The sequence below is a fragment of the Paraliomyxa miuraensis genome, assembly GCF_026337845.1.
Taxonomy (GTDB): domain Bacteria; phylum Myxococcota_A; class Polyangia; order Nannocystales; family Nannocystaceae; genus Paraliomyxa; species Paraliomyxa miuraensis.
In genome coordinates this window covers 445407-463971 of record NZ_JAOVZF010000162.1, presented here as the reverse complement: position 1 = coordinate 463971, position 18565 = coordinate 445407, and the positions used below count along the sequence as shown (strand labels likewise).

The 18565-nt window shown below is 68.8% G+C and carries 12 protein-coding genes; 2 read left to right on the top strand and 10 right to left on the bottom strand.

What is annotated here, in order from left to right:
* Positions 1-44 precede the first annotated feature (44 nt).
* The 10 genes from OEB96_RS39400 to OEB96_RS39355 all read right to left on the bottom strand — a co-directional run bounded on the left by OEB96_RS39400 (position 45) and on the right by OEB96_RS39355 (position 14418).
* On the bottom strand, positions 45-764 hold the full coding sequence (locus OEB96_RS39400; RefSeq protein WP_266222063.1) for a hypothetical protein: 720 nt from the start codon (positions 762-764) through the stop codon (positions 45-47).
* Entirely contained in the window at positions 761-1372 is a 612-nt protein-coding gene (locus OEB96_RS39395) for a hypothetical protein (protein ID WP_266222062.1), read from the bottom strand. The genes OEB96_RS39400 and OEB96_RS39395 overlap by 4 nt, the downstream gene beginning before the upstream one ends.
* Positions 1372-4050, bottom strand: a complete 2679-nt coding sequence (locus tag OEB96_RS39390) for a hypothetical protein (protein ID WP_266222061.1) — start codon at positions 4048-4050, stop codon at positions 1372-1374. Before OEB96_RS39390 ends, OEB96_RS39395 begins: the two co-directional genes overlap by 1 nt.
* Positions 4051-4171: 121 nt before the next feature.
* Positions 4172-5104 carry a diacylglycerol/polyprenol kinase family protein gene (locus OEB96_RS39385; protein WP_266222060.1) on the bottom strand — a complete coding sequence of 311 codons (933 nt, stop codon included), beginning with the start codon at positions 5102-5104 and terminating at the stop codon, positions 4172-4174.
* 119 nt (positions 5105-5223) lie between these two features.
* Entirely contained in the window at positions 5224-7062 is a 1839-nt protein-coding gene (locus OEB96_RS39380) for a M3 family oligoendopeptidase (RefSeq protein WP_266222059.1), read from the bottom strand.
* A 66-nt stretch (positions 7063-7128) separates the two neighbouring features.
* Positions 7129-7443: a hypothetical protein gene (locus tag OEB96_RS39375; RefSeq protein ID WP_266222058.1), complete on the bottom strand. Its 315-nt coding sequence runs from the start codon at positions 7441-7443 to the stop codon at positions 7129-7131.
* 190 nt (positions 7444-7633) lie between these two features.
* A complete protein-coding gene (locus tag OEB96_RS39370; RefSeq protein ID WP_266222057.1) occupies positions 7634-9637 on the bottom strand; it encodes a serine/threonine-protein kinase in 2004 nt (667 codons plus the stop codon).
* 45 nt (positions 9638-9682) lie between these two features.
* Positions 9683-12046, bottom strand: a complete 2364-nt coding sequence (locus OEB96_RS39365) for a serine/threonine-protein kinase (RefSeq protein ID WP_266222056.1) — start codon at positions 12044-12046, stop codon at positions 9683-9685.
* A 53-nt stretch (positions 12047-12099) separates the two neighbouring features.
* Positions 12100-13503 (bottom strand): hypothetical protein, encoded by a 1404-nt coding sequence (locus OEB96_RS39360; RefSeq protein WP_266222055.1) that lies wholly within the window; start codon positions 13501-13503, stop codon positions 12100-12102.
* A 75-nt stretch (positions 13504-13578) separates the two neighbouring features.
* Positions 13579-14418, bottom strand: a complete 840-nt coding sequence (locus tag OEB96_RS39355; RefSeq protein ID WP_266222054.1) for a hypothetical protein — start codon at positions 14416-14418, stop codon at positions 13579-13581.
* A gap of 368 nt (positions 14419-14786) precedes the next feature.
* Between OEB96_RS39355 and OEB96_RS39350 the strand changes: the two genes are divergently transcribed.
* Together OEB96_RS39350 and OEB96_RS39345 are read left to right on the top strand one after the other, a co-directional pair.
* Complete coding sequence (locus OEB96_RS39350) at positions 14787-16442, top strand: carbohydrate porin (RefSeq protein ID WP_266222053.1); 1656 nt, start codon at positions 14787-14789, stop codon at positions 16440-16442.
* 145 nt (positions 16443-16587) lie between these two features.
* Positions 16588-18549 carry an alpha-amylase family glycosyl hydrolase gene (locus OEB96_RS39345; RefSeq protein WP_266222052.1) on the top strand — a complete coding sequence of 654 codons (1962 nt, stop codon included), beginning with the start codon at positions 16588-16590 and terminating at the stop codon, positions 18547-18549.
* The last annotated feature ends 16 nt before the right edge of the window (positions 18550-18565 follow it).

Genomic DNA, 18565 nt, shown 5'->3' with positions numbered 1-18565 from the left:
TCCGGGAGGTCGTCGCAGCTCGCGTACAGCCAGTCGGAATTCACTCACGGGCACACATCCTCTGGTTGTTCGCCGTCGCAGTAGTCGACCTGCATGATCGAGCCGGTCGTGCACTTGTCCACCCAGCACGATGCACCGGGTCGAATGAGGGTGAATGATCGACCCATCCCGATCATCGTACCGTCGTAGTCGAACTCCAGCTCGCGGCACGGCTCGATCAGTCGCACCCGGAGGCTCTCCACGTCCGGATCCGCATTGAACCGCAGTGATCTCTCGCCAGCCCCCGGCTGCAGGATGAGCCAGCCATTCTCCGAGGGTAGCCACTGGTACTCGATGGTGATGGGCTCTTTATAGTTGCAGTGATCGTGGAGCATCGTTGCCCGCGAGTCGGGTAGGATCTCGAAATTGGTGAGTGTATAATTTCCGCCCGGATAGCCGCTCTCACCAAACGGAAGGAAGGTGCTTTCGAAGTGATAGCGGCCGATCCAGCGCGAGGCGTCGAAGGGCTCACCCGTGCTCTCGTCGCCGGAGCCGGACGACGCAGCGAGAGTCTCCTCGAAGGTCCCAGAGGAGCCTTCGGAGTCGACCTCGACCAGTTCTCCGCTGGAGCACTGGCAGCCAGTCGGCCAAGCCAAGGCCAACGATGCGAGCATCATGTAGGGGCGTAGTCGAGCGCGCAGGTGTTCTGGCCGCAGGTCAGCGTCCCGCCCGCGTACTCCGGGAGGTCGTCGCAGCTCGCGTGCAGCCAGTCGGGGTTCGCTCATGGGCACACCTCCTCCGGCTGTTCTCCCTCACAGTAGTCGACCTGCATGACATGACCAGTCGTACACTTGTCAACCCAGCACGACGCGCCGGGTCGTACGACGGTGAACGACAAACCCATCCCGTCCACCTCGAACTCGAGCTCACGGCAGGGCTCGACGAGCTTCACGCGCAAGTTCTCGACATCCTCGAGGGAGAGGAATCGGAGAGACGTCTCACCCGCTCCGGGTCGCAGGCTCATCCAGCCATCCTCGGGAGGGAGCCACTCATAGGCGATGGTGATCGGCTCTTCGAAGGAACAATCATCGTAGAGCATCGTCGCACGAGAATCGTGTAGAATCTCGAAATTGACGAGCGAATAGTCACCACCCGGATAGCCGCTCTCACCAAACGGAAGGAATGTGCTCTCGAAGTGATAGCGGCCGATCCAACGCGAGGCGTCGAATGGCTCGCCAGTGCTACCTTCACCGGATATGGACGAGCCGGTGGACATTTCCCCGGATGCCTCAGAGGAAGTATCGGAGTCGAGCCCGACGATCTCTCCGCTTGAGCACTGGCAGCCGGTCAGCCACGCCAGGCCCAATGATACGATCAACCCGCAGGAGCGCATCAGGCAGCCCTCCTTCGGCGCCTCACGCCGAGCACGAACAATGGGATGAGGATGAGCCAACGACCGCCCGAAGAGGCTCGACAGTCGCAACCGCCCGGATCCACCCCCGCGGCCCCTGTCGTCTCCGTCTCGACATAGGGCGTCATCGACGTCGACGAATCGATGGGGTCGTCGGTGCCCGCGGTCGTATCCACGCTGGGCATCGAACATTGAGCGTAGTCGAGTGCACAGGTGTTCTCGTCGCAGGACAGCGTCCCACCGGCATACTCCGGGAGGTCGTCGCAGCTCGCGTACAGCCAGTCGGCGCCGTCGCACGTCTCGGTGCCCTCACGCACGCCGTTGCCGCAATCCTCGCACATCATGGGAGCTGGCGCCGCGCAATCACGGAGCCCATGGGCGCAGGCAACCGCGTTGAATTCATCATAGGCCGCCTCGCCGTAGTTGCACGAGACGTAGGTTGCCATGCCGTCGACGAGCTGGTCGTACGTGAGCGCGTTGATCCGCATGGCGTAGATCAGCGCGTCGGTGGCCGCGTCCATTGGTGTCACCCCCGGCGCCCAGTCGACCGAGACGCACGCGAAGGGCGGCGTGGGATCGCAGCGCTGGCCGTTGAGCATCTGCCAGAACGCCTGGAACAGGCTGTTGGTGCTATAGCCCGGATGGGGATCGCATGCTCCCGTCGGCTCCGGGCGAGCCGTCCCGGTGCCCAAGCCGCCGGTCGCGCCAACCTCGCCCACGGGGCACTCGCTGGGTACGATCAGCGTGCAATCGCCGAGATCCTCGTCATCGTAGCAACAGTCCCGACCAACCCCAATCTGCTCGGGTCGGTCGCAGTACTGATCGGATGGTTTGGTGCAGTCGTCCGACCGCAGCAGCAGGCTGATGTCCTCGCCGGGTGGAATGCAGGGGCCGGGGGTCCACGACTTGGTGCCGTTGCGGGAGACGAGGTCGACGATCGAACAGTGTTGCCAGTCCACGCCATCGAAGGCCTGGAGCAGGAACACGAAGGTGAAGAGTTGCGCCACCGACTCGGACAGCGGAGGGGCCTCGTCGGTGGTGCCGACGACGCACTCGTAGACGCACACGTTGCCGCAATCGGGCGCGAAGTCCTTGATCAGGCCGCCGCCCGTGAAGAGATCAACGATGTGGCCGAATTCGTGGGCGAAGGTGATGGGCTCGACGCCCTCACCGGGGAGGATGACATTGCCCGTCGTTTCTTGCATGGAAGCGCCGGCGGGGATATGGGCGAGCTCGGGGAACACCGAAACTTCCTGTGTTCCGATCTTGTACCCCGACTGCCGCACGCACGCGATCCCCGAGACCGGACAGTCGGCCGAGCTGGTGTTCGAGAACACCAGCACCCGTGGCGAGTACGTTCCGGGTGGTGTATCCCCTGGCGACATTCCATCCGAGTACAGCAGGTTGGCCGAGTCCCACTGCTTGGTACCAGTCACGGGGTCGCTCAGGTGCTCGTCGGTGTAGTCGTACCAGCTCTGGATCAGGTGGTAGGCGGTCTGAGCGCTGAGTTCGGGTCCGGTGTTGGCGGAGAAGTCACCGACCGGGTCGAGGACGCGAGCACCGTAGATCTCGACATCCCTGGACCGCTCCCCGCCAAGCGTCAACACCACCACCCGTTCCGTCGCAAGCTGGAGCTGGAGCGTCGCATCGTACATCGAGCCCAAGAGCGGCGCCCCCGTCGTCAGCACGTCCCGATCGGCATACGCCAGCGACGTCGGATCGCTGCTGCCGTCCAGCGTGTGCACGTCGATCTGCTGCGTATCTCCCAGCCCCGAGACCACGAGCTCACGAAAGCTCCAAAGCGGCTGCACCGCCCCCGCAAACCCGGGATCGGCGTCCACGATCACCCGCGCCAGCAACGGCCCTCCGGGCTGCCGCACGAAGCCGGCCCAGCCGATCGCCTTCGCCATGGGCATTGCCACGGGCGTGGCATGCTCCACCCGCAGCCCCTGCACTGACGCCTGAGCGATCTGTGCGTCCGCATGAGCCAAGATCGAGTCGATCGCCTTGGCGGCGTGGACCTGCGCGTCGGCATGCTCGTACGGCGTCCGACCATCGATGATCGCGCCAGTGATCGAGATCGCCCCCTGGGGCCCATACACCACCGTCACGATCCCATCCGGCGCCAGCACCGGGATCCCGCGATAGGTCTGCCCGAAGCGGAAGATCGTCAGCGCCCCTGCCGACGACCGAAAGTCGTTCATCCGGTGCAGCTCGAGGTCATCCGCCGTCAGCCCCGCCTCCAGGCCGAGATCGGCGGGATGCTCGACGATCCACGCCTCGAGATTGGCTTGGACCGCTTCGTCGGGCTCATCGGGCGACGCGGGGTAGAGCACAGCGTTGCGAGCGGCGAGGCCGTACGTGCTGCCGTCGGAGTGGCAGTAGCGGTCCACGCCGCACTCGCGCGGCGGCAGACCAGGAGGAGCGAGCGCGCACGGCAGGTCGCACGACGCTCCCGTGAACGGCCCGTCGCAGCTTGGAAGCGGTGTTCCATCGCAGCCCTGGCTCGCCTGCTCGAGCCCATGAGCCGCCGAGCCCAGCCGCTCGATCACTACATTCGTCGGCTCTTCGCTGCGCTCCCGCTCCGGCTCCTCGGTCACACATCCGCCGAGTCCGCCGACCACCCACGCGACCATCATTACAGATCGAGCATTGCCCACGTTTCCCGGGCTGACACCTCAACGAACCCTGGCAATACGACCGGTCGAATTTCGATCGCTTTTCGAACCGGCCTCCGGCGCGGCGTGTACCGCTACCCCGGCGCCGACGTCCCCACCCCCATCACCCAAACCACGCCGCCAGCCCCCCGGTCACCACCAGCACCGAGAAGTTATCGGGCACCGTATCCCCAAACACCTCCGCTACCGCGCCGGCGATCGCGATCACCACCGCCACCCCCAGCCACGCGCCCACCTCCATCATCGGCCTCCACCACTCGAGCCCCACCGCCGCAACCACCACCGCCACGCCCACGAAGGCCAGCGTCCCCGCCACGCTCTTGTCGCGGTAGATCTTCCGCACGCCGAACCGCCGTCCCACCACGCCCGCCGCCGGGTCGCCGAACGCGAGGATCAACAGGCCGATCATGCACGCGGGCTTGGGCAGGAACGCGACCCCCACCATCAACCCCAGCGCATACCACGTGGACGAAGCGATGCCCGAGGACTCGCTGCTGCGCGACAGCATGCGGAACACCACCACCGCAAACCCGCTGCGACGCTCGGGGAACCATCGCCGCATGGCGTCGTCGGTCAAGAAGAACACCAGGCAGGCGCCCAGCACCCACAAGAGCACCTCGCGAGCGAGCACGTACTCGTAGAGCAGCGCCCACATCACGCCGGACAGCACGTGAAACCCCGTGCGTGCGAGGTTGTGGGGCTTTTGACGCACGCGTCGATCGTCGCCGTCCCCCCACGCGCGATGCAGCCGCTCGTATCGCTCGAGCAGCGGCGTTCGAATCGACCGCCAGCGCGAGGGCTCGTGCTCGTCGTCGCCGAGCCCGGCCAGCAAGGCGTCGACGCGCGCGACCACGTCGGCCCGCGTCGCGGTCATGGCATCACCGTCGTCGAGCCCGGCCAGGGCCTCGTGCACCCGCGCGGCGCAATCACGCACCCGCTGCTGCTCGGACGGCGAGGGCGCGTGCACACCGAGCACCTCGCACACGTCGACCAGCTCGTGGAGCGCGTCGAGCAGCTCTGACTTGGTCGAACGCACCGCAGATGTATCTACCACGATCGAGCGCATGCCGGACCTCGTCGGCTCTCTCGAATCGTCGGCCCCACGATGGCCCGGCCGCCACGGAACGCCGCGAGCGAAGCGGCGCTCCGCGTCGCTCACTCGATCACGACCCCCATCCGCGCCGAGATGGCCTCGGCCTCGTCGAGCCAGGTCGCCACGCTGCCCGTGATTCCGCGCCGCCAGAACTCGGGGTCGCGCGGATCGAGCCCGAACGGCTCCATCAGCTCCACCGCGCTCTTGCTGCCGCCCGCGCGCAGCAGATCGAGGTACATGCCCTCGAAGCGCGCGCCGAGGTCACCCTGCACCGCGTACAGCGACTGGGTGAACAGCTCGCCGAACGCATAGGCATACACGTAGAACGGCCGCAAGAAGTGCGTGACGTAGGCCCACAGGTTGTGGGTGCTCTCGTAGGTGAACAGCTCGCCCTCGGGGCCATAGAACGCCCGCGTGACGTCCATCCAGGCCGCGTCGAAATCCTCGTTGGTGAGCTTGCCCTGGCGACGCTGGGCGTGGATCGTGCGCTCGAAGTTGGAGAACGAGATCTGCCGAACCACCGTGTTGATGTGGTCCGAGCACTTGTCCATGAGCAGGGCGAGCCGCTGCTCGTCGCTCGCGGTGCGCTCGAGCAGATAGCGAAAGGTGGTCATCTCGCCGAAGATCGACGCGGTCTCGGCGTAGGCCATGGGCGCCTGGTACATCAGCACGCCCTGGGCCCGAGCCGCCAGCATGCCGTGCACGCCGTGCCCCACCTCGTGGGCCACCGTCATCACGTCGCGGGTGGAGCCGAGGTAGTTCAGGAAGTTGTAGGAGCGCGCCTCGCCGCCAGGCAGCAGCACCGAGAAGTTGAACGCCCCTCCGGTCTTGCCCAGGTAGGGCGGCGCGTCGATCCAGCGGCGATCGATCATGCTCTGCACCAGGTCGCGCAGGGTCGGCGAGAACGAGCCGTAGGCCGCGAGCACGGTGTCGACGCACTCCTGCCACGGGATCAGCCGATTGTCGGCGAACGGCAGCGGGGCGTTTCGGTCGGACCAACGCAGCGGCCTGCGCCCCAGGTGGGCGGCCAGCAGGCGATAGTAGCGACGCCCTTGCACCGCGCCGAGCTCGGCCACCGCCTCGTGCAGGGCCTCGACCGTCGCGTCGTCGACCCGGTTGCCGATGTTGCGCGAGGACATGGGGCTGCCGTAGCCGCGCTCCTTGTCCTCGACCCCCTTGGCGCCCAGCACCACGTTGAGCGTGCGCGCCATGACCTGGTCGAAGCGCTGCTCGGTCATGCCGCCCGACAGCGAGGCCAGGGCGGCGGCCCGGCGATCGCCGTCGAGATCGTTGGTGATCACGTGCAGGATCTCGGGCAGCGTGAGCTCGCGATCGTCGAAGCGGAACCGCAGCAGCGACTCGAGCTCCTCGACGTAGTCGCCCCACTCCGAGGCGCCGAACGGCGAGCGCAGCGTGAGCGCCCGCTCCACGTTCTCCTCGAGCAGGTACTGGCGGTTGGCGCGGAGGTGGTCGAGCATGCTGCGATGGCGGCGGGCCACCTCGTCGCGCTCGAGGATCGCCGCGTAGGTCTCGTCGTCGATGGCGACCAGCTCGTGATCGAAGAAGTTGAGGTGATCGGCCTCGGCCGCGCTCCAGCGCTCGAACAGCACCCCCATCCGCTGCTGGATGCGGGGATTGGCCGCGTCGGTGCTGCGCCGCAGGTGCAGGTAGAGCATGAGCTTGAGCGCCCGCTCTTCCATCCTGGCGCGGTCGACCAGCGACTGGCCCAGCGTCTGCTTCAGCTTGCCGCGGTGCGCCTGGCCGAACGCCTCGGCCTCGGCCACCAGCTCGTCGAGATCGGTGTCGAGGCGTGGATCGTCGAGGTCGGTGTAGAGGTCGCCGAGATCCCAGCGCACGTCCTCGGCGCCGGTGGTGGGTTTGCTGTGCTGGACGTCGCTCATGGGCGCCCTAGGGGTAGCACGCCCACGGGGGCTCGTGGGCAGGCCGCGCCTTCGGCCGCCGCGGTGTCAGCTCGCCAGCTCGATGCCCTCGAAGTCCCAGGGCTCGGGCGCGAGGTCGCGCGGGCCCTGGCTGCTCCGGCCACGCGGGATCACGGGCGGGCGGGGTCCCACCGACTGCGGCGCCTGGCCCTGCCAGATCCGCTCGTCGAGGAGATCGCGCTCGGCGATGAGGAGCTCCCAGCGGCCCTCGAGCAGCTCGCGTCGCCGTAGCAGCTGCCGCATCAGCTGCTCGATGTTCTCCTGCTCCTGGGTCAGGGACGACAGCTCGTCGTCCACCACCTTGCGCCTCGCCTCGAAGATCGCAACCGGGGATCGTGCCACTTTGCACCTCACCAACGATCTGCATCGTACCCGATGCACGACCCCTCGGGTAGCAAAAAACGCATCGTAGTGGGGTCCAAGTGCACGATTTGGGCAAGTTGCGCAATCGAGGCCCGCGGTTGGGCAAGTGGCACGATCGCATTGTGCAATGTGCCAGGCAGAGCCCGACGCGAGACGCCATGGACGGTCGTCACTTCAGTGGGGTGCCGAACCTCGGCGTCTCGGCCCGACCCGCGACGGGGCGCTGCGACACGTGCCGCCCCTGCTCCACCTCGCGCCACAGGATGGCGCTGCTGGCGAACGATGCGAACCCGCCGACCGCGATCCACAGCCCGCGCAGCTCGGGCATGGCCATGATCGCCACCCCGGTGAGCACGAACCCGAGCGCGGTCCAGACCATGCGCCGGTCGAAGTAGATCACCATCATCCCGCAGGTGGCCCCGCCCACCAGCATGGCGAGCGCCAGGCCCACCGGGAACGGAATGTCACCCCAAAAGCCCAGGAGGAACACCAGCTCGACGAACAGCAGCGAGCCGAGGATCGAGTCGAACAGGCGGCGGTTGACCTCGTTGGACGAGCTCTGCGTGGTGGCGCGGCGGCGCCCCATGAACACCACCCCGCCCAGCACCAGGATCACCACGATCGCGTCGGGATAGCCGGGCTGGTGCAGCCCCAGCTTGCGCAGCGCAAACAGCCCCACGGCCAGCAGCGCGAGCACGGCCCCGTGCAGCAGCGAGAACCGCCGGCGGGTCGAGGTGAACACGTTGATGTCGGCGTCGTAGCGGAGCTTCTCGAGCTTGGCGATCTCCCGTCGACGCTCGAGCTGGGCCTTGGCCACGCGATCGACCTCGCGCTCGAGCTGCGGCCGCGCCTCGGGCAGCGCGCCGAGCAGGCCGGCGGCCGAGCGCACGTTGCCGTTGGAGAGCTCGTAGTGGATCATCAGCTCGAGCAAGCGCTGCAGACCCTTGCGGGCCCCGGCGTTGCCGGACCACTGCTCGCGCGCACGCTCGAACGCAAAGCGCCCCTCGCTGGCCAGCGCGTGGATCTGGATCGCGTCGGCGGTCACCGTGCGCAGGTCGGGCCCCAGGATGTCCTCGAGCAGCTCGAGCCGCTGCCAGCCCTCGTCGGCCAGCTCGCGCGAGCTCCCGTGGCGTTGGAACTCGAGCAGAGCCTCGCGCATCTCCCGGGCGCTCCCGAAGCGCTCGGCCGGCTCGCGATGCGTGGCGCGGTTGCAGATCTCGGCCAGCTCGGCCGGCACCCACGGGGGGTATTCGATGGCCTTCGATTCGAACGCCAGCGTCAGCGCCGCGAACACGCCGTCGGCCTGGTGCCGCGGCTCGCCCATCACCAGCTCGTGCAGCGTGGCGCCCAGGAGGTACACGTCGGTGCGGGCGTCGATGGCCTCGTCGGCGGCCGCCATCTCGGGCGCCATGTAGGCCGGCGTGCCGACCAGCGTGCCCGGCTCCACTGCGGGCAGCCCGATCGCGTCGTCGCGGGTGCTCACCGCAATCCCCCAGTCGAGCACGTAGACCTCGCCGAACGAGCCGACCATCACGTTCTCGGGCTTGATGTCGCGGTGGACCACCCCCTGGGCGTGGGCGAACTCGAGGGCCTGGCACACCTGCATGAAGATGCCGAGGTGTCGCTCGAGCTCCCGCGCGTCGGCGGGACCGTCTTCGGTGTAGAGCGGCCGCAGGAGCTTGTTCCACGGGGTGCCCTCGATCCGCTTCATCACCAGCAGCGGCCGGCCCTCGTCGTCGAGACCCAGGGTGTGCACGGGCACGATGTTGGGGTGCTCGAGCGCGCCGGTGACCAGCGCCTCGCGCATGAGCTGGGCCTCGGCCTCGGGACCCACCCGCTCGTCGCGGAGCCGCTTGACCGCCACGTGACGACGCAGCGCCACCTGGGTGGCCGACCACACCACGCCCATGCCGCCCTTGCCCAGCGGATCGCCGAGCTCGAGGTCGGCGGAGTGCTGAGCGTCGTCGCTGCCGACGAGCAGGCGAGGGAGTCGAGACGACGGACCGAGCACCTTCATCGTGGCGCCGGCCCGGGCGGTGTCTCCAGCCTTCGGCGTGCCACCGGCCTTCGCCGTGCCGCCGGCCAAGGTGCCCTTCTTGTCGAGGGCGAGCATGGTGGCGTCGATGCCCAGCGTGGCGAGGTGAGCGACGTAGGTCTCGTGCGGCTCGGCCACTGCGAGGAGCATAGCGGGTCGTGGCGATCGAGGCCTCGGCTTCGCTCAATTCAGCGCCCAGATCGCCCGCGCCCGTGCCCGCACCTTGCTGCGCACGGGCGCCATCCAGGGCTCGTCCCGCAGCGGGTGCAGCAGGGGGCAGTACTCGAGCCAGTCCACGTCGACCAGCACCTCGTCGGCGAGGCGCTCGAGCACCGGCACCGCGGGCTCGACTCGCCCGGTGGCCAGCAGCCCCTCGACGAGCATCTGCTCGAGCAGCGCCCGGTAGCGCCGGCTGGTGTTGGGCACGGCGAACTCGTCGAAGCGCGCCATCATGCCCGGCTCGTCGAGGTCTCCGAGCACGAAGCCCCCCACTTCGACCAGGAACCGCAGGATCGTACGGGCCTGAGGGCTCGCGGCCGCTCGCCACCGCCGAATGGACTCGAGGTCGCGCATCCAGACCGCAAAGCGGAGGTGGAAGATCTGCAGCGTGGTCTGGGCGTCGGGGTCCTCGGCCATCAGCTGCTCGATCAGGGCATCGGCGCGCTCGTCCTGCCCGTGCAGCTTGAGGTGTCGGATCGCCGCGATGAGCGGCATGCGATCGGAGGGCGCCAGATCCCGCGCGAGCTCGATGTGGCGAAGACCCTCGGAGCTGCGCCCCGCCTCGCACTGCAGCACGCCCAGGTAGGCGTGGGCCGCCGCATGCGTCGGCGCGAGCTCGAGGGTCTGCTGCAGGGCGCGTGCGGCCTCGGCGAATTCACCCCGCTGCCCGTGCATCCGCGCCGCCGCCAGGTGGGTGTCGGGAAGGTGGGGACCGTAGACCAGCGCGCGCGCCACCGCGTCCTCGCACCGCGCCGCCCACGGGTCCTCGCCGAAGAAGAACCACATGCGAGAGCAGACGATGGCGTAGCTCGCCAGCGCGGGCGGCAGCTTGGGCGCCAGCTCCAGGCACCGGGCCAGTAGGGCCGGAGCCCCCTCGGGGCCGCCCAGCTGGTGCTCGCGCATCATCGCCCGAGCCCGCATGTACAGCTCCAGCGCCTCGGGCGGCACCGAGACCTCGAGGTGGCTCGACTCGACCCGCAGGCGCAGCGCCTCGGCCACCTTGGTGGCGATGCGATCCTGCAGCTCGAACACGTCTCGCAGCTCGCCCTCGAATCGATCGGTCCAGGTCTGATAGCCGGTCTGCGCATCGAGCAGCCGAATCGCCACCCTCAGGCGAGAGCCGCTGCGCTGCACCGTGCCGTCGACCACCACGTCGACCCCCAGGGCCTCGCGCACGGCTCGGGGATCCCGGCGCTCGGCGAACGGCTCGGTGGCGCCGGCGGCCGGCACCCGCAGGCCTCGCGTCATCGACAGCAGATCGATGAGCTGCTCGGTGATGGCCTCGGCCACGTAGGCGTCGTCGGCCGGACCGCGATGGCGCAGCGGGAGCACGGCCAGCCCCTTCTCGCCCACGTCGACGGGGCAAAAGCAGCTCGCGGACGACGAGGCCCCCAGCAGGGTCACGTCGGTGGCCTTCGGGTCGGGGTCGGTGGACCCGCCCGAGGTCCGCGACTCGGCGGGTGCCGCCTCGAGCATCGCCCGCACGGCCGCGGCATCGGCCGGTCGCTGCGCCGGCTCGCGCCGTAGACACGCCATGATCGCGGCCACCAGCGGCTCGGGCAGGCTCACGTGCTGCTGGGGCGGCTCGGGTGGATCGTGCAGACGGGCGACCGCGGTGGCGATGGTGGTGCCGCGCATGAACGGCAGCCGCCCCGTCGCCATCTCGTACAGCAACAACCCCAGCGAGTAGATGTCGGTGCGCGAGGTCAGCGGCTCGCCCGCGACCTGCTCGGGCGCCATGTAGTGGGGCGTGCCCACCATCTGACTCGACTCCTGGGTCACGCGATCGTCGTCGGCCTCGGGGCGAGCGATGCCGAAGTCGGTGAGCACCACCCGGCCCGTGCGCTCGAGCAGCACGTTGGCCGGCTTGAGGTCGCGATGGACGATGCCCACCTCGTGCACCGCCCCGAGCCCGTCGCACACCTGTCGACCGATCTCGACCACATCGGACGGATCGAGCCTCCGCTCGCGTCGGAGGCGCTGGGCCAGGCTCTCGCCCTCCACCAGCTCCATCGTCAGGAACCGCAGCCCGGCGTACTCGCCGATGTCGAAGGTGCGCGCCGCATTGCGGTGGGTCACGCGTCGAGCGACCCGCACCTCTCGGCGAAAGCGCTCCAGGGCCTCGGGCCTGCCCTGGATCCCCTCGCCGAGCACCTTGAGCGCGACTCGCTCGCCCAGCTCGCGATCGACGACCGCGTGGACCGAGCCCATGCCGCCCTCGCCCAGCGGGCCCTCCACCACGTAGCGATCTGCGAACACCGAGCCCGGCGCGAGCAAGCGCGGCTCGCCGGCCATCAGCGTGGCGTCATCACGGTTGGGCTCGTGCATCCGGCTCGAGATCCTACCCGACTCGAGCTGGATGCACGAGGATGGCCGCCGCGCTACGGAACGTCGGCTCCCGCGTAGTCCGCGGCCCCCGCCATGGCCGGTCGCTGATCCCAGTCGATGTCCGTGGGCGGGTCGTCGAGCGGCTCCCCCGTTTGCCACTGGGCCGTGGTTCCGATCGTGGACGGAGCCATCGACGACAGGTGCAGATCACCAACCCCATAGCCCTGGAACCAGCTGGTGTCCGGCATGACGCCGAGGGTCTGGTTGGTGCCCCCGAGGTCCATCTCCATCGCGCTGTGATCGATCAGCGCGGTCGCGCACTGGATCTCGTCGGCAGCCGTGCGCCCAACGAACAGCGAGTTGCGCGCCTGCACGAACACACCAAGCCCACACCGGAGCGCTGCGGCGTCGCCAAAGCCCGCCGCGAGGGTCGAGTAGATCACCCGAGCATCCGAACCCTCCACCGACAAGGCGACCGCGTCGTTGTCGTCGCCGCCGACGAAGCCATTGCGCAAGGTGAGCTCGGCTCCATCCACGAGCTCGATGCCTCCTCCCGGGTTGTTCACGACCCGCGTGCGGTCGAGCCAGACCCGTCCGCTCTGCACCAACAGACCGGGGTGGGCCAGCGATACATTGCCGGACAGCTGGATGTGATCCATGAGCACCGCGGCCCCGGCCCCGACCGTGAGCTGCGGAGCCGCGCCCACCGAAGCCCACCAGACCGGCAGCTCGCTGGCCGGTGCGACGAACGCGATGGTTCGCTCGCCATCGATCGCGATCGACTCGTCGTAGTTGCCGGCATGCACGATGATGGTCCCCTCCGCTCCCAGGGCGTCGAGCGCCGCCGACAGCTGGGCGAACTCGAGGCCCGACCCCACCTCCACCACGGCATCCTCGGGCAGGCAGGCTCCCGTGAAGAAGTTGCATGCAGCCGGCCCGCACTGGTCATGGGCCGAACATCCCACGCACACGTTGGCCGCACCATCGCACACCGGGGTCGTACCACCGCAGGCGCTCGCCTTCTCGCCCTCGCACTGCACACAGGCGCCAGTACTGCCACAGACCGATGCCGCCGCGCTCAGGCCGGCACATGCGTCATCGGGCTGCGCCATGGCTTCACACGAGACGCACTGCCCGCTCCCCGTGTCACAAAAGGGCGTCGCTCCCGAGCACTCGGCGTTCGCCGCACACTCGCTCGCCACCGGGCCCCCGCCCCCCGTGCTCTCCTCGTCACCATCGCCGCCGATCGGCCCGGGACCCGAGGCAGGGTCCTCCTCCGGCGTCGCCGCGCAGTCCTCGGAGGGCCTCGCATCCACGCAGCCATGGTTGCTGGACTCGCAGGCGCTACAGAACTGCCCGAGCCCTCGTGCCTGGCACGAGGAATCGCCGTCGTTGTAGCTACAGTGCTCCGCGTCCTCGCGCCAACAGGCCAGGCCAATGAAGACCCCCGCGAGCAAGCCGAGCGATTGTACGAATACCGATCTTCGCATCATGAATTCCTTCTTCACCGTCGATGAGAAACGTCAACCTCCTCAGAACCCTCGCGCCACGGACAACCCCACCTGCCGGCCGTCGAGCACCGGCGCAATGGCCAGCGAGCGCCGGCGAGCACCCACGAGGTCGGCCACGAGCAAGGTGACGCCGGTGGCGAGCGCAACGCCGCCCGCCACCGCGACGCCGATGCCGGCGTTGCGCAACGACCGATGCTCGAAGGTCCCTTCCTGCCCGCGCGTCTGCTCGGGCTGCCGCGTGAGCACGATCCCGGCCACCAGCGCTCCGGCGCCCAGCGTGCCCACGCCGAGCCCCACGTAGCCGCGCGGACCCATGCGACGATGGCCTCCTCGGTCGTCGACCGGCACGCGACCGGGGCTCGGGCGCTCGGCCTCCTCCTCCTGCCGGACCGGCTCGCCCTGCTCGGTCCCTGCCGAGCCGGACATCCCGTCCCCTCGTAGCGACGCCACGGCCGCGTCGATGCGCTCGTGCAGCGCCTCGATCAGCGTCTCGTCGTCGCACGCGCACCGAAAGCTCTCGACCGGGGCTCCGAAGGCAGCACCGTCGCGCACCGGGATCACGCTCACGAAGTAGTCGTCGGGCTCGCCACCGATCCACACGTAGATCCACTGCTCGTGCCCATCGGTCCGACGCAGCCCATCGGCCACGTCGGGGTGCTGGGCACGGATGCGCTCCGGCAATTGCCCCGCGCCAACGTGGTGCTCGCGTCGCTCGCCGTCGACCTCGATCCGAAGCGCTCCATCGAGCGACTGCCCCAGGGAGCGGCTCCCCGCCTCGCGAGGACCGGGGTCTTGGGGCGGCATCGCCATGGCCATGACCGACGAGCCCCCGCCCACCGCCCCCACCACGCCCAGGAGCAAGGCAACACACCGTATGCCACCGCGTGCCGCGGCGATCCTCGATCTCGATCCATCCATTGATCCCACGAGCCGGCGCATCAGCCGGCCCCCAACATCACCAGGCTACAACGCGATGAGCGAAGCGCCTCGATCGATCGCGAATTGTCGCGAATCGAGAGTCGATGCGCATGGGCCCATCCCCAGTCCCATCATGCGGCGCTCCTGGCATCCAACCCGAGCGACGGTGGTGGCGTAGCGCCACCACCGTCACCGTCATTACCCAATGGTTTCACGCAGCTAGCCGCCCCCTACCCGACTTGGTCTAGAGTCCCACCGATTCCGTGTCTGGCCACGTGCTCTCCCTTCATCGCTCGAGTCTTGCGTGGGGCTTGATCCCGCTGCTCGCCGCCGCTGGCTCGCTCGCCGTCCCTTCCCTCGTGCACGCGATGGCGCCCGGGCCCGCAGCCGATTCCGAGCCCGCCGACGAGCCGGTGCCGGAGCCGGAACCCGAGCCCGAGCCTCCGCCACCGTCCGGCCCCTCGGTCGAGGAGGTGCAAGCGCTCCAGAGGCGCATCGACACCCTCGAGCGGCAGGTGGAGGTGCTGCGCCAGTCCCAGGCCGAGGTGGCCGAGGAGCTCGGCAAGCCACCGCCGGTGATCGTGCAGCCGAGCGACGAGCCCGCGACCGCCCCCAGCGCCCCCGCCGATCTGCCCTACAACCGCGCGCCCGACTACGCCGACGGGTTCCACTTCGGCTCCTACGGCCGGGTGGTGATCGGCGGCGACCATCGCGGCCGTGCCTTCCGCAACGGCGACATCGTGGCCTACGGCTCGCGCCTCGACGAGTCGACCTACGCCGAGCTCGAGCTGCGCCGCGAGGACTACTGGGAGGCGACCGACTCCTTCACCCGCATCGTGGCCACCATGGCCGTGGCGGCCCCGCTGTTCCATCAAACGGGCAGCTTCGACACCACCCTCGGCATGCGCAACCTCTACATCGAGGAATCGGGCCTGGGCCTGAAGAAGCTGCGCCTGTGGGCCGGCTCGCGGATGTACCGCGGCGACGACATCTACCTGCTCAACTTCTGGCCGCTCGACAACCTCAACACGATGGGCGGCGGTGCGATCTACGGGTTCACCGACCACACCGAGCTGCGGCTCCACGCGGGCGCCAACCAGCCCCGCAGCCCCCTGTTCTACCAGCAGGCCGCCCGCCCGCTGCCGTACGCCCAGCCCGGCGCGGCGCAGGTGCCCGTGCTCGACCGGCAGAAGGTGGTGAGCAGCGCCCGCTTCAGCCACATCTTCTGGCTCGGCGACTCGGGCGCGGGCATCAAGCCCGTGGTCTACGGCGAGACCCACTACGCCAACGAGGGCCAGCGCGAGGTCGAGCCGCGCCGGTTCGAGACCCTGCCCCGCGAGTCGGGCTGGGTGGTGGGCACGCAGCTGGGCATGTTCACCGGCAAGCGCAGCACCCATCTCAACCTGGTGTTCCGCGCCGCGGGTGGCCTGGCCGCCTACGGGGAGTTCAACGCGCCCCACCAGCTCGCGCCGGACAACAGCAGCCGCGGGGCTCGCGAGTACCTGCTGGCCGCCGGCGGCAACTACGAGGTGGGACCGTTCGGCCTGCTGCTGGGCAGCTACTGGCGGAGCTTCCGCAACGCCAGCCCCAGCCTCGACTTCTGGGATCTCAACGAGGGCGCGCTGATCCTGCGACCCACGGTGTGGCTGGGCGAGATCGCGGGCATCTCGGTGGAGGGCTCGTACCAGGCCCAGCGCCGCGGGGTGCTGGTCGACGACGGCAGCGGCGGCACCAAGCCGCTGTTCGCCCAGGTCGGCCGGGTGGGCATCATCCCCTTCGTCACTCCGGGTGGCCGCGGCAACTTCACCCGCCCGCACATCACCTTCACCTATCTGCTCACCATGCGCGACGCCGCAGCGCGGTCGCTCTACCCCGAGCACGACGTGTTCGGCCTGCGCAAGGTCGACCACTTCATCGCCCTGGGTGCCGAGTGGTGGTTCGGATCGACCAGCTACTTCCGCGATTAGCCATGCCCCCCCGCAACCATCCGATGGCAAGCCGACACCCAGGTGCCCCCCAAGGGGGGCCATTTGCCATGCCCCCCGCAACCATCCGATGGCAAGCCGACACCCAGGTGCCCCCCAAGGGGGGCCATTTGCCATGAGTTCCACGATGGCACGTACGCGCATCAACCACGCCCTCCACCGCGCCCTTCGAGCCGCGGTCTCGCTCGCCCCGCTGGCCGTGCTGGCGCCGGGGTGCGCCGACTTTCGTGAGCTCGACCAGAGTACCGAGGTCGAGCTCTCGGTCCACGTCGACGACTGGCGTGACGAGGTCATCTACCAGATCCTCGTGGACCGCTTCGCGAACGGCGACCGCGGCAACGACTACCTGGTCAACCACGACGACCTCGCGCGCTACCAGGGCGGCGACTGGCAGGGGATCATCGACCGCATGGGCTACCTCGAGGAGCTGGGGGTCACCACCCTGTGGATCTCCCCGGTCGTCCGCAACGTCGAGACCGACGCCAACGTCGACGGCTACCACGGCTACTGGGCCCAGGACTTCGGCGACGTCAACCCGCACTTCGGCAGCCTCGCCACCCTGCAGGAGCTGGTCCGCGAGGCACACCGCCGCGACATGAAGGTGATCATCGACATCGTCACCAACCACGTGGGGCAGGCGTTCTTCTACGACATGAACCTCAACGGAGTGCCCGACATCAACCTCCAGAACAACGGAGGTGCGATGCCGGTGCGCCACTACACCGAGTACGACCCCGACTTCGACCCGCGACGGATCCAGGCGTTCACGTCGCTGGGCGAGGCCGGGCCCGCGCCGATCATCTTCCAGTACGACCCCGCCACCAACCACGTGCCGCCTCGACCGGCGCTGTTCGAGGACCCGGCCGTCTACAACCGCAAGGGTCGTACCTACGACTTCGACGACCCCGACCAGCTGCTGCACGGCGACTTCCCCGGCGGGCTCAAGGACCTCGACACCAAGCGCTGCGACGTCAAGCAGGAGTTCGTCGACGTCTACGCCAAGTGGATCGAGAGCACCAACGCCGACGGCTATCGCATCGACACCATCAAGCACGTCGAGTACGAGTTCTGGCGCTTCTTCACCCAGCGCCTGCGGCAGCGCCTGGCCGAGCAGGGCAAGACCAACTTCCTGATGTTCGGCGAGGTGTTCGACGGCCGCGACGACCTGCTGGGCTCGTTCACCAAGCACGAGATCCTCGGCGACAACGACCTCATCCGGCTGCTGGGGCGCACGATCGACGACGGCCCCACCGACGAGGAGCAGATCGCGGTCGAGCAGGAGTGCGTGCCCGACGGCGAGCCGCTCACGGGCGACCAGATCGACAGCGTGTTCTACTTCTCGCAGCACTTCCAGGCGGTGCGCGACGTGTTCGCGAGCGCGCAGAGCACCGACCGGATCCAGGCGCTGTGGCAGAGCCGCTACACCAACTGGGGCACCGAGCCGAACGCGATGGGCATCGGGGTCGCTCCGGCCGACATGCCGATCAATTTCATCGACAACCACGACGTCTCGCGCTTCCTGTTCAACCTGCGCGACCGCCCTGCCGAGGTGCGGCAGGCGCTGCTGCACAACGCGCTGCTGTTCGTGAACACCGCGCAGGGCGTCCCCTGCCTCTACTACGGGACCGAGCAGGCGTTCGAGGGCGGCAACGACCCCGCCAACCGCGAGCGGCTGTGGGACACCGGGTTCGACACCACCGGGCCCACGTTCCAGTGGACCAAGCGCGTGCTGGCCCTGCGGGCGGCCTACCCCGCGCTGCGGCGCGGCGGCACCAACGTGGCGTGGTCCACCACGCACACCGGCGACGAGAGCGACGCGGGCATCTTCGCGTTCGAGCGCTTCGGCAGCGACTCGGGCGGCTCCTACGTGATCATGGTGTTCAACACCAACCAGGTCCACGCCAGCTCCACCTCGTTCGAGGGCACGGGCATGGCGGTGAGCGCCCCGCCGGGCACCGTGCTCATCGACGCGCTCTCGCCCGAGCAGGCCAGCTACATGGTGGCCAGCGACGGCACCGTCGACCTCGTGGTCGAGCCGATGAAGGCCGCCATGCTCGTCCCCGACACCGAGTTCGAGCCCGGCATCTGACCGACCCCCCTCGGAA

Excerpts from the sequence above, each read along its gene's own strand:
- OEB96_RS39400 (WP_266222063.1), bottom strand. The coding sequence starts at position 764 with ATGAGCGAACCCCGACTGGCTGCACGCGAGCTGCGACGACCTCCCGGA.
- OEB96_RS39395 (WP_266222062.1), bottom strand. The coding sequence starts at position 1,372 with ATGCGCTCCTGCGGGTTGATCGTATCATTGGGCCTGGCGTGGCTGACC.
- OEB96_RS39380 (WP_266222059.1), bottom strand. The coding sequence starts at position 7,062 with ATGAGCGACGTCCAGCACAGCAAACCCACCACCGGCGCCGAGGACGTG.
- OEB96_RS39365 (WP_266222056.1), bottom strand. The coding sequence starts at position 12,046 with ATGCACGAGCCCAACCGTGATGACGCCACGCTGATGGCCGGCGAGCCG.
- OEB96_RS39345 (WP_266222052.1), top strand. The coding sequence starts at position 16,588 with ATGGCACGTACGCGCATCAACCACGCCCTCCACCGCGCCCTTCGAGCC.